The sequence below is a fragment of the Larkinella sp. genome (assembly GCF_965227735.1).
Taxonomy (GTDB): domain Bacteria; phylum Bacteroidota; class Bacteroidia; order Cytophagales; family Spirosomataceae; genus Larkinella.
The window spans coordinates 941,766-953,686 of sequence record NZ_OZ245776.1; the positions used below are offsets into that span (position 1 = coordinate 941,766).

An 11,921-nucleotide genomic window follows, 5' to 3' on the forward strand; every position below is an offset into this window, starting at 1 on the left:
GAATTTCGGACGAGCGGGATTTGTGTTTGAGCAGTGGTAATCAGGGAGTCACGTCCTGCCGAACGTAAACATCGTACTCCCCCGCCGACGTTTTTCGGTATGGATAAGCCGACGTAGCCGCCAGAAAACTGGCCGAACTACCCGGTTTCATCCATTCGTGGAGTTCGACCACCAGTGCCTGAACCGTGGGAAGCCACAACTCGGTATTGGTCCGAAACACTTCTGATTCGCTGCCTTCAATATCCAGCTTGACGACATCGAACGGTTTGCCGCCATTCTGCTGAATCAGGCCGTCGATGGATTCGGCCCGCACCGAACCGGGCGTCGGGGTGTCGGTTTCTTCCACCGTAAAACCCCACGCTCCGCCCCCCGCATCCCGGATTTCCAGGTGCGTCGGACGCGACCATAAACCGGCTTTTACGGCGCGAATCGTTTCATAAGCCGCAATATTCTGCTGAAGAATTTTGAAGTTTTCGCTTTCCGGCTCCACCGAAAGAATCTGCATCTGCGGAAAACGATTGGCAAAATAAACGGCCGCCAGACCGATGTTGCCCCCGCCATCGAGAAAATTGACCGGAGCGAACCCCAGTTCGACTGCATCGTATTCACCATACACAAAAATGTTGTTGAATACGTTGCGGTCCGAGGTACCGAGCCGGACAAAAATCGGGTGTTTCACCTGCGGAATCCGGATCCGAACAACGCGCTTTCGCTTCGATTTGAGCAGGAAATAGAGCGTCAGTCCTTTAAAAAAACCAAATCGATTGAGATAGAGAGGTAGTTTGCTTTTCATTGTGCGATAAAAGGGCCAGGGTGTTGGCTCTGTTCAGCAAATAAAATGAATTATTCAAAAGTGGAATGAAAGACAAGTCAAATTCAAACATTTATCTTGCAGCCACTTATCTACTTCACGATGAACACCGAGTATTCGCCCCCCCTCACCCGCGCTCAGGAATCCCGTCTGGCCATTGAAAAACTATACATCACGATGCGCCACCTGTTCAACCGGGGGTTTTATAAACCGTCCGGCGTATCGGGTGAAGAAATCCGGCAGGCCCTGCTGACCCTCCGACCCGAAATCTATGGTTCAGTCAACGATCCGCAACGGGTTGAATTAGACGGCCTTGTCTACGTAATGGACCGCTTGCCAAAGGGCATCGAAGCCTGCCGGGTCATTACGCTGGTGTCGCGCGAAGGGTTTGAGCATTCGCGGTTTCCGGTGCTGGTGCCGGCCAAACGCCGTCGGAACTGTTACCGCGTCGATGGCGAGCAAATGGTGATCGAGGTCACCAACGGCCGCAGCGAGATTTACGACATTCTGACCCACCTCACGTTTCTGTTCATGGAAGCGGACAAAATCCGGCGGAATGTGTTCATCGAACGGGGCAACAAACTCCGCGAATGGGAAAAACTGGAAGCCATCATTCAATCAGGCGGCACTGTCAAGGAGGAAGAGCAGGAACTGGCGCTGATGTATCTGAGTTCGATTCTGGGCCGGACGTTTGAAGAAACGCAGCAGGCCTACCACCGGTTTGCGGAAAATGCCGGAACCAACAACGGGCTTTTCCAGATTGTCTATGGCTTGGGCTGCGTGTCGGTACGGGAAATTCAGGAGAAAAAAGTCGACCGCGAAATCAACTTCACGCCCATGCTGCGGGAGCGCGTCGGGCAGCATCTGTACGGTGAGCGCTGGGCCACCCGCATCAAACATTACATTCAGACCAACGGCTGGCAAAACCGCCCGATTCACGTTATTAGCGCCAATCCGCACAGCGTTGTCAATTGCCTGTATGCCCCGGCCGCGCTGGCCGAGGTGACGTCCTGGGAAAACCTCTACGACCTGGCCTACAAACTCAGCCAGCCTGCGCAACAGGAACTCCGCCAGCAGGTGACCGAATTTGCCGAAGCCCACGGCTTGCACGAACTGGAGGATCTGGGCGGCACGAATCTGCTGGTGCAGGTGATCGATACCGCCCAGCTTGATGCCACGAAACTGTCGCCCGAAATCGCCCACGACCCGGTTTTGATTCAGGAAACCCAACCGCTGCTGCTGGTGATGGACTACGCGTTTGGCGAACAGGCCTTCGAAACGATGGACGAATTGCTGAAACCGTATGACCACGCCGACGAGTCGTTCGCGCTGAATGTAGCCTCCATCTCGATCATGGGCAAAGCCGGTATTCTGACCGGCGACAAGGGCGACCTCATGATTCCGACCTCGCACATTTTTGAGGGAACCGCCGACAACTACCCACTGGAAAACGACTTTTCCATCGCTGATTTTGCCGGTTTTGGCATCGATGCCTACGAGGGCGCGATGATCACGGTGTTGGGAACGTCGTTGCAGAACAAAGACATTCTGTCGTACTTCAAAAACTCGTCCTGGAAAGCTGTCGGGCTTGAAATGGAAGGTGCGCATTACCAGAAAGCGATTCAGTCACACGCCAAAATCCGGGGCAGCGTACAGCCCGGCATCAAGGTACGGTATGCCTATTACGCGTCGGACAACCCTTTGCTCACGGGTGCGACACTGGCTTCCGGAAGTTTGGGTACGCTGGGCGTAAAACCGACGTATTTGATTACAATGAAATGTCTGGAGAAGATTTTGGGATAAGAATGCGGATTGAACGGATTTAAACGGATTATCACAGATTAAAATCCGTTCAATCCGCGTTCCCATCCAGGCTTTTCCAGACTTCATGAATAGAAACCCCTTTTTCACAGATGAACAAACCAGCCAGCATCGATGTTTACATCGCCGGTTTTCCTCCCCAAATACAGGAACGGCTGCAACAAATTCGGGAAACCGTTCAGAAAGCGGCCCCCGATGCGGAAGAAATCATTAGCTATAACATGCCGACGTTCCGGCTGAACGGTTATCTGATTCATTTTGCGGCCCACAAAAACCACATCGGCATGTACCCGGCCCCCAAAGGCAACGACGCTTTTCAGGAGGCCCTTGCGCCTTACAAAGGATCAAAAAGCACCGTTCAGTTTGTGTATAATAAACCGCTACCGCTGGCCCTGATCACCGATCTCATCCAATTCAGGATAGCGGAAACCGGCGGAAAGGTGTTACTGTAAAAATCTCCAATCAACGTTTACGATGAAAATTCACACCACCAACTACACCAACACGCTCATCGCCATTGCCGACGATTGCCCCGCCAGTCGGGGAGAAACTCCACCGCAGAAAGGCGATGCCAAATCGGTGGCCAGGCTACAGTTTGAGATGCTGAGCCAAAAGCCGTATCACTATACCTCGGATGATGTCCTGTTTCAGGTATATGCCGACCGGAACGACCTCACGGAAAGCGAACGGCCAGCCGCCCGGCAGCAGTTCTTTTCCAAAGGACAGCCGTGTTTTCGGGCTTCTCCCCTGACCAAACGCTACGGCTGGGGCGTTCACAGCGACGAAAATGGGCGAATTGCCCTGCTGGGTTGCGAAACGGAGGAGTATGATAAATTAGCCAGCGACGGAAATCTTCAGGTCGTAAAAGCCATGAAATCAAGCCGGTAAACGCTGTGATTTTCAGCCACAGGATGAGATGCGAACGAAAAAACAAATCCCGGCAAGCTGTCGGGATTTGTTACGTAAAATCTAAATCGTTGAAACAGAATCTGTCGGAAATCCCCAGCCTGTCTGGATTACCCAATGAACATGAGAATACGAAAGAATTGCAAAGCTACCTCGAATTCCGCTGCGGGTGGGTTATCAAATCGTGAAGGATTTGCGATGGTTACTTCAGACTCACTTCACGGTGTGCCACATCTACGGGGGTGCTAGTTTGCACTTTCACCGTTTTGACGTTGGTTTTGACCCCGTCGGAAACTTCCACTTTGTAAATCCCGTCTTCCAGGTTGTTCAGGTCGAACCGGATAATAGAAGATTCGTTGTCTTTGCCCAGTTTCAAAACCGTCAGCGTTTGCCCGGCTTCATTCACCAACCGAATATCGACTTTGCTGTCTTTCGGTTTGTTGACGTTCACACTCACCTTCATGCTGTTGATGACCGGATACACCGCCGATTGAAACGTGGATTTGGGCTCGGCATTTTCTTTGTTGTCGGCGGCAAACGACACAGTAGACGTACTCAGGGCCAAAGCAAGCAGAGCGGAAGCGAATAAGGTTTTCATCGTATTGGTTGTTTAAGGATGTTGTTAGCGTTTGTTGTTACTGCCGTTTTCCGGCTGGTGCGACGTTGCCGCCGTTTTGATGATTCAAAGGTAGCCACTTCATAAGGTACCTTGCTATACATAGTACTTTGGCGGTATAAATACCGGGATGAGTGGTTGATAGCCTGGATAAACAAAAAGAATCGCCCGCACCAACAACCGGCGGGTTGTCAATACGGGCGATGAGACCTAAAAAACTCTTAAAATACGGGTTCTTACTTGACCCGAACCGGAAGATCTTCCAGTTGGGCATAACTAAGCTTCCAGGTATTGTCGGCTCCTTTTTTCCAGAGCAGCATATAGTTCCCTTCACCGGTTCCGTGTGGTTCATCCGGGTTGGCAGGCAACACGTCTACGGAGAACGTTCCGGCTTCGTAGGCGGTTTGCTGATCGGTTGATGAACTGACCGCGAACGTTTTCAGATCGTCCAGCGTCGGCAAAGTGGCCCGGACCCATTTCGTGGCGACTTCGGACTTGCCCTGCCAGTGGCTGTTTCCCTGGACAAACTGGACATCGTCGGCCAGAAAACCGACAATCTTATCGGTTTCTTTTGTATTCCAGGCGGTAATGAACTGCTTATTCAGTTCCTGTACATTGACAGGTTCATTGGCTGGCGAGCAGGCCGTAGTCAGCGTTGCCAGCATCAATATTGCGATGAATGCTTTCATAGTGTTTGCGATTTTAGGGTGTAATGAACCAATACGAAATGAGGTTACCAGCTCTTCTGGCGGTATTCCGTTGCTCCATAGGGTGCTGCCTGATCTCCGTAGTACGGGTTGGGCAGATAGCCCTGGTTCAGGATATACAAGGCCGGATTGCTCTCAGTTTCCGGGACAGATACCGGTTGAACGGCACTGAAGACCGGTTTCGTAGTCGACGCGGCAGGTCTGGCGGCCAGGGCGGTGCGCTTCGTAATGGAAGGCGCAGCTCCCTTGCTGGAAGCCAATGGCTGCTGCTCTGCCGCCCGGCGACCGGCTTCCTGCCAGGCCGCTTTCTTGCGTTTGTTGTCGATGTGTTTGCCGACGGCGTACCCGGCAGCACCACCCACTACGCCACCGATGACTCCACCCACCACGCGGTTCCGTTTGTTGATAATGGCTCCGGCGGCCGCCCCGGTTCCGGCCCCAATGGCGGTTCCTTTGGCTTGAGGGCTCCAGCTTTTCAGAATTTGAGCCTCCATCGAATGCCCCGCCAGCAGTGCAACCAGCAGGATCAGGATAAAACTATTATGATTCGTTTTCATAGCGTTCTACATTAAGTTGAATGCACTATAGACACGCTTATGTCACAATAGTTTAAAAAACGGTAACATTAACAACTAAAATCGGGCGGGAAAGTAGGTATGATCCTACAAGGATCATGCAGAAAACCTACTAACAGGAATACATAGTATACTGATTATCAACCAGTATCCTGAGCACCTTGTTCATACGGGGAACAATTACTGTATAAAAATAAGCATCAAACTCCGGGGTTCGCTTTCATTTGCCCCTGAATAGCGGTAACAAACTCTAAGCTCACCTCATTGTCTTCCGCAATCTCTTCAAGGGAAAGCTTACCCCGCTCCAATAATTTTTTCACGATTTCAGTTTTCACAAGCAGATTCTCCTCTTGCCTTGCCTCTTTTATTTTCCTCTTCTCCGCGTAGACAGCTTCTGCATTGATTGCCGTAATCCGGGCAAATTGAAAGCGCTCCTCAGGTGTCATCCTTCGGGTATCCAATTCCTCAATAGCCTTTTTTAACCACTCCTCATCCCAGAAAAGAGGGTATTTGGTAGTTTCGGTAACTTTATGCAAGGTTTTCATGGTGTAAATTAGCTTTTCCAGGTCGGTTTGAACATCTGCCGCTTCCTTATCAAATTTAGTCATTTCCACGATAATAAATGTCATCTGACTGTCAATCTGCCTACCGAATTCGTCACGCAGATTAGCAATGGTATGGTACTGCTTTGTGGACAAAATATTTTTCTCTAAAAAAGCAATGCAGTAAATACTTGGCAAATTTGAGTAATCGAATTGACCGCGCTCCACCAGCGTATTCAGTTTATGTAATGCATAAAATTTTATGCGCTGCAAAAAATAAGGAGAATGAGCCAACTGCATTTCGACAATAAAATGGTTGCCTCTTTCATCCGTACATGCCAGATCGAAAATACCACTACGCCCATCGACAGTAAGCGCTTCAAACGCATTTTTGTCAAATCGAACCTCTTTAATGGGTACCGCAGACTTGATCAGTGCCTGTAAAGCTTTTCGAAGAAAGAGTGTGTTGGCTTCATTACCAAAAGTAGCTTTGAAACCGTAATCGGAGACTATGGGAATAAACACTATTGGGTTATTTATATTGTTTGCACAAAATACAACTATTTGCCAATATATCGAATCAGACCAACTTAAGAACGGGAAACAGACATCATTTTTTTGTCGCATTCGACCCGCACAATGTCGCAGTCATACACCCCGGAAAACCGGGATCGGCGGTACCTTTGTCAGGTAAACTTTAAACCACAAATACACATGGCCACGAAAATTTTTGTAAATCTGCCCGTTAAAGACCTGAACAAATCCGTCGCGTTTTTTACCGAATTGGGCTACCGCTTCAACCCCCAGTTTACGGACGAAAAAGCCACCTGCATGATCATCAGCGAGGATATTTTTGTCATGCTCTTGGTGGAACCGTTCTTCCAGTCATTCACAAAAAAAGCGATTGCCGATTCGACCAAAACCACCGAATCGATCATCTGCCTTTCTGCCGAAAGCCGGGAGGCTGTCGATGACCTGGTTAGCAAGGCGGTGGCCGCCGGTGGAAAAACGCCGAATGAAAAACAGGACCAGGGCTTTATGTACGGACACGGTTTTGAGGATCTGGACGGACACCTCTGGGAAGTGATGTGGATGGACCCCAGCGCCGTCGAACAGGAACAACCAGAGGCCGAAGCCAGCAAATAAGCATAGAAAGACTTCAGTTTATAACGGATAAAAAAACCGTAACGAGGCTCGTTACGGTTTTTTTATCCGTTCGGTAGAAACCGATCTTACAACGCCACTTCTGAAAGCGACTCTTCAAAACCGGCTTTCTTCGCCCGGTAATGAATCACCCGTTGTCCTGTCATGAAAATAACCAAACCACTGACCACACAAATCAACATCGTACCCACCATCGGAATGGCGGTGTGGTTGTGAAAAACACTGACGGCTGCGGAGACCAACGCGCCAAAGCCCATCCGGAAACTGCCCATCAGTGCGGCCGCGCTGCCTGCGTGTCGGGAGAAGGGAGAAAGTGAAAGTGCCGAGGCATTCGGGCCGGTCAGTCCCTGACCCGCAAGAAACAAAAACAACATGGCGATCAAACCGTAGGGGCCAAACCAGCCCGCCCAGGTTCCCCAAACCATCAGCAAACCGACAATAGATTGATAGGTCAACGTGGCATAAATGATCTGCTCGCTCCGAAACCGCTTCAACAGAACGTGATTCAGTTGCGTCGGCGCAATCATGCTGATGGCTAAAAAGGCAAACATCCAGCCGTATTGCTGCTCACTGATCCGGTAGATGTTCATAAACACATCGGGAGAACCGGAAATATAGGCAAAAGGGGCCGACGTGGCAATCCCACCCACCAGCGTGTAAGTCAAAAACTGTGGATGTTTTGCCACCGTCAGAAAGCTGCTCAGGACCGCTTTGGGCCGGAGCGACAACGAGGGATCGGCTTGTTTTCCATCGGGCAAAATGAAATAAATAGCCACCAGAATGAGCGCGGTTATGCCCGCCAGAATCAGGAATATGGAATGCCAACCCAGGGCTACCGTGGCATAACCGCCCACAGTGGGTGCAATCATCGGCGAAATGGCCAGTACCAGCGTCAGCAACGAAAAAACCTGGGCAATCTGCGATACCGGAAACAAATCGCGCACCAGTGCCTGAGCCGCCACCAAGCCAACACAGCCCCCGATAGCCTGCAAAAGCCGCATCAAAATCAGGGTTTCGATCGACGTCGTTTGCGCACACCCAATCGAGGCCAGTAGATACAGCACCAGCCCCGCATACAAGGGGCGTTTCCGGCCATAGCGATCCAGCAACGGTCCATACAGGAGTTGCCCCACCGAAATACCAATCAGGTAAGCCGTCAGGGAAAGCTGCACCTGTTCGATGGTGGTGTTGAGGCTTTTCGCAATGGCCGGAAATCCCGGCAGATACATGTCGATGGAAAATGGACTGATCGTCGTGAGCGTTCCTAAAATCAGGATCACAATAAAATGTTGTCGGCGCGTCATGAACTGCGGAAGAGGTTCATACTAAAGTACGCTCAACAGCGGATGATTGTTCCAATTTTTGCATTTTTTTTAGAAAACCGCCCAAAAACTTCCGTTATCATGATCATCCGGGTGCCTCAAAACTTGAATCCGAGGCTGGCACTGACCATCCGAAGCTTGGCATTTTCGGCTTTATAAACGTCCTTAATGCCGTGATGGTAGGACACATCGAGGGTGACCGGCCCCAGATCGAAGCCAACACCGCCCAGCAAATTGACAACGGTTTTGTTGTAATCGTCGTCGGTTAAGTTGAAATCATTTTTGTCCGCATTCAGTAAATACGATAATTCGGCCCCCGCCTGAATCCGGATTCCCGTCCGCTTGGTCTGGGTCATGGCCGGCCGAAAACCGATCTGGAGCGGAATCTGAACATAATGGGTGTTGATGGTACTGTTGATCTGGTCCAGCGAAGTCCCCTTGTCGTCCTTGCTGTAGAGTTTCGACGAAACACCCACATATTCGACGCCCAATTGCCCGAACAGCCGTCCTCCTCCGCGAACATAGACGCCAAGCTGGTAGCCCACCCGGGCTTTGGATTCCAAGCTATCCTGATCGGTCGAGTATTTCGAGAAGTTGGGTCCGGCGTAAACGCCAATCGAAACATTGTCGCGTTTGAGGGTTTTTTCCGGCTTCGATGGTCGGTTTGGCGAAGCGGCTGTGGTGGCTCCTTTCAATTGCCCCAGATCCGTTTGCATGCTGTCGATTTTGATGTTCTGAGCTTCGATCATCTTGCGCAAGGCCCGCATTTCATCCGGGTTCGATGCCGGAAAAACCGCAGCACCCGGCGTTATCTGGCCATCGCGAGGCAGGCTGACCGACGATTGGGATTCATAGACGGGCGGTTCAACAGCAAGCGACACCGTCGATCCGGAAGCGGGTGTCGTGATCGAAAACGCATTGTTCAGGCGTTTTTCCGTTACCCGTTTTTCGTAAATGACAGACTCGGTACGTTCGATCACCGGCGCTTCGGTTCGCAGGTCGGTTTTTTCGGATGAAACTGTCGGCTGTTGCGCCCACGAAGGAGCTTGAGTGGCAAATGCAAGGGTGGCTACAAAGAGAATCCGATTCATCGGTCTTGGTCGTGAAAGTGAGAAATCATTTTCCTATTGGAAGGATTTCGGATCAAAAAGTCACTTTCAGGAATAGAGGACGGGCATACGAATTAATATTATTCAATAAATTCTTGAAATAAACAATTTTAATAACCAAAAAACCGTACTGAAAACAGACTGATTTACCGACCTTCCTGCAATGGAACCACCCACAAGCGGTGTCGTCCCTGTATCTAAATGAACGAACCCGCTTGCGCCACAGGAAGGATTTATGGATTGGTCAGGACCTTCAAACTCTGAAAAATTCGCTCGGCCACTTTCTGATTTCCCTTCTCATTGAGGTGTAAAGGGTCGAACCGCAACGATCTTGGCACCACATCATCCGTATGATCGACAATATCCAGGTAGCTCGACCGATCATATTGCGACAGCAAATACGCATGAATATTGACGTAATGGTCGCCGTAGATCATGTATAATTCCCCGTTCAATTTCATGATGGCGTCGTGGCCTGCCCCAAAAACATCTTCGTTCTGGCCGAAACTGCCGTTCACGATGCTCAACACCAGATACCGGTCGTGCCCTAATGCTTTCACCATCGACGCGATGTCGGCTTTGATTTGTTCGGGTTCCAGGTAATTGTTGCGACCCGCCCAGATGATTGTATTATACGAATGTTTGTCGGTTGCAGCCAGCATCCGCTTGGCAATCTGGTAGCTTTTTTCTCCGGAGATGCCCTCATTGACAAACGTATATTGCGGAGCCAGTTTCTGCAGTTCGATCAGGTAAGAACTGCCGTTGCTGCCCTCCGTCATGCTATCGCCCCAGCCCACAATGACGTTGGAGCCTTTGTCTTTGGGCGACAAGCCATCGAACAGCGTGCAACCCAAAACCGTGTAGATCACTAAAAAAAAGCTCAGTCGGGAAAAAATACGAATTAAGGAGGTCATGGTATGCGGAAACCAATGCTGGAAAAAATACGAGATTCAGAAATTGATCTGTGCCGAACCCAACCGACTTCATCGGCTGCGACATGGTGATTTCGGTCGAATACTAAACGGCTGATTCAATCCCGAAATTGTATTGTACGGAGAATTGCCAAAAATGCGGCAGGAACTATACCGGACTGTTGGGGTGCAAACAACTCTGCCAATATTCAACGAGAAGTTTCATTTGATGTTGAAAACCGGCATAATCCGTTGCTTTCTGGAAAAAACCCTGAACTTCCTCGCCATATGCTTCCCGTATGATGTCGATATTGGCGGCAGTTGTCAAATACACAAACGGAATGGATTTCTCGCGCAGGTATTCATTCTGGTTGATCCTTCGGCGCAGCTCCAGTCCGTTCATGATGGGCATGTTGATGTCACACAGAATCAGAAAAGGCTGTTCGTCAGTTACTTCCAGATACTGCAACGCCAGTTGACCATTGGAAAAAAACCGGATTTCGTTGGGAATGTCCAACTGCTTAATAATTTGCGCCAGTAGAAACTGGTCGTCGTCATCATCCTCGATGGAAATAATGGGGCCTTTCAATGACAGGTTACGTTGAGCCATACGGGGTCAGTTACATACGGTTGTTTACAAATATACATCAACATTTGTACGAATATTGTAAACAGAACCGACCAACTGCCGGAAGAACCGTTCTCAGGCTCCCGGATACGGCGGGTATTTTTCCAAAACCGGCTTCGAAACGTCCGGAAGTTTTTGCTAGATCAAGCGGTATAATTCGGCCAAATCTTTGAGCATGATGACATTATCGACCCGGAGTTTGTTATAAATCCGGGCTTTATGGGTCCCAACCGTGGAGGTGTGAATATTTAAATAATCGGCAATGGTGCTCACGGACGTTCCCTTGAACAAATGCTGGGCAATTTCAAACTCCCGGTTCGACAGCAATTGGAAGGGATCCAGTTCATCCGCCTGGTGCCGGTCTTCCTGCGTCTGATCCAGCAACGAGGGATCCATGTATTTTCGGCCCGCCAGAATACTCCGCACCGCTGTCAGAATTTCCGGGTCGCCCGCTTCTTTGCTTAAATATCCCATTACCCCCATTTGCAGATACCGCTTCAGGAACGCATACTTGGTGACGGTCGTAAAGAGGAGGATGGGCAGTTCAGGCACCATTTTGCGGAGATTTTCCAGAAAACTGAACGTGTCCGTGTTCGGCAGGTTCAGTTCCATGATCACCAGATCATAGTCGGTGTCCATGATTTTCCGGAAAGCCACCCCGCCACTCTGGGCCTCATCGATCTGGATCGTGCCGTAATAGTCTTTCAACAACAGACGGATGCCCGAGCGCACAATAGAATGGCCATCGACAACTACTAATTTATGCATGATTCGGTTGGTGTTTGTTCCGGATCGACCGCCCAGGGGAC

14 protein-coding genes are annotated in these 11,921 nt (G+C 50.1%); 4 read left to right on the forward strand and 10 right to left on the reverse strand.

Translation table 11 applies throughout. The features are described 5' to 3' along the window. Nucleotides 1-40 precede the first annotated feature (40 nt). Entirely contained in the window at nt 41-793 is a 753-nt protein-coding gene (locus ACO064_RS03695) for an FkbM family methyltransferase (RefSeq protein ID WP_421826061.1), read from the reverse strand. Nucleotides 794-913: 120 nt separating this feature from the next. Between ACO064_RS03695 and ACO064_RS03700 the strand changes: the two genes are divergently transcribed. The 3 genes from ACO064_RS03700 to ACO064_RS03710 all read left to right on the forward strand — a co-directional run bounded on the left by ACO064_RS03700 (nt 914) and on the right by ACO064_RS03710 (nt 3,520). Further along, nucleotides 914-2,614 carry a DUF6909 family protein gene (locus ACO064_RS03700; protein ID WP_421830985.1) on the forward strand — a complete coding sequence of 567 codons (1,701 nt, stop codon included), beginning with the start codon at nt 914-916 and terminating at the stop codon, nt 2,612-2,614. A 110-nt stretch (nt 2,615-2,724) separates the two neighbouring features. Continuing rightward, nucleotides 2,725-3,084 (forward strand): iron chaperone, encoded by a 360-nt coding sequence (locus ACO064_RS03705; RefSeq protein WP_421826062.1) that lies wholly within the window; start codon nt 2,725-2,727, stop codon nt 3,082-3,084. Nucleotides 3,085-3,106: 22 nt separating this feature from the next. Next, a complete protein-coding gene (locus ACO064_RS03710; protein ID WP_421826063.1) occupies nt 3,107-3,520 on the forward strand; it encodes a DUF6157 family protein in 414 nt (137 codons plus the stop codon). Between the two features lie 220 nt (nt 3,521-3,740). Here ACO064_RS03710 and ACO064_RS03715 read toward each other — a convergent pair whose 3' ends face one another. The 4 genes from ACO064_RS03715 to ACO064_RS03730 all read right to left on the reverse strand — a co-directional run bounded on the left by ACO064_RS03715 (nt 3,741) and on the right by ACO064_RS03730 (nt 6,503). Further along, entirely contained in the window at nt 3,741-4,136 is a 396-nt protein-coding gene (locus ACO064_RS03715; RefSeq protein ID WP_421826064.1) for a T9SS type A sorting domain-containing protein, read from the reverse strand. A 254-nt stretch (nt 4,137-4,390) separates the two neighbouring features. Next, complete coding sequence (locus ACO064_RS03720) at nt 4,391-4,843, reverse strand: YybH family protein (protein WP_421826065.1); 453 nt, start codon at nt 4,841-4,843, stop codon at nt 4,391-4,393. A gap of 44 nt (nt 4,844-4,887) precedes the next feature. Next, a complete protein-coding gene (locus tag ACO064_RS03725) occupies nt 4,888-5,418 on the reverse strand; it encodes a glycine zipper domain-containing protein (RefSeq protein WP_421826066.1) in 531 nt (176 codons plus the stop codon). 218 nt (nt 5,419-5,636) lie between these two features. Further along, nucleotides 5,637-6,503, reverse strand: a complete 867-nt coding sequence (locus ACO064_RS03730) for an Rpn family recombination-promoting nuclease/putative transposase (RefSeq protein WP_421826067.1) — start codon at nt 6,501-6,503, stop codon at nt 5,637-5,639. Between the two features lie 189 nt (nt 6,504-6,692). Between ACO064_RS03730 and ACO064_RS03735 the strand changes: the two genes are divergently transcribed. Beyond that, the gene (locus ACO064_RS03735) at nt 6,693-7,124 is read left to right on the forward strand and encodes a VOC family protein (RefSeq protein WP_421826068.1); all 432 of its coding nucleotides are present in this window, start codon (nt 6,693-6,695) and stop codon (nt 7,122-7,124) included. A gap of 86 nt (nt 7,125-7,210) precedes the next feature. Here ACO064_RS03735 and ACO064_RS03740 read toward each other — a convergent pair whose 3' ends face one another. The 5 genes from ACO064_RS03740 to ACO064_RS03760 form a co-directional block, all read right to left on the reverse strand. After that, nucleotides 7,211-8,446 (reverse strand): multidrug effflux MFS transporter, encoded by a 1,236-nt coding sequence (locus tag ACO064_RS03740; RefSeq protein WP_421826069.1) that lies wholly within the window; start codon nt 8,444-8,446, stop codon nt 7,211-7,213. A 116-nt stretch (nt 8,447-8,562) separates the two neighbouring features. Then, on the reverse strand, nt 8,563-9,555 hold the full coding sequence (locus ACO064_RS03745) for a porin family protein (protein ID WP_421826070.1): 993 nt from the start codon (nt 9,553-9,555) through the stop codon (nt 8,563-8,565). 251 nt (nt 9,556-9,806) lie between these two features. After that, nucleotides 9,807-10,487, reverse strand: coding sequence for an SGNH/GDSL hydrolase family protein (locus tag ACO064_RS03750; protein WP_421826071.1), 681 nt, complete (start codon nt 10,485-10,487; stop codon nt 9,807-9,809). 166 nt (nt 10,488-10,653) lie between these two features. Further along, the gene (locus ACO064_RS03755) at nt 10,654-11,094 is read right to left on the reverse strand and encodes a response regulator (RefSeq protein ID WP_421826072.1); all 441 of its coding nucleotides are present in this window, start codon (nt 11,092-11,094) and stop codon (nt 10,654-10,656) included. A gap of 156 nt (nt 11,095-11,250) precedes the next feature. Then, nucleotides 11,251-11,880, reverse strand: coding sequence for a response regulator (locus tag ACO064_RS03760; protein ID WP_421826073.1), 630 nt, complete (start codon nt 11,878-11,880; stop codon nt 11,251-11,253). Between the last annotated feature and the right edge of the window lie 41 nt (nt 11,881-11,921).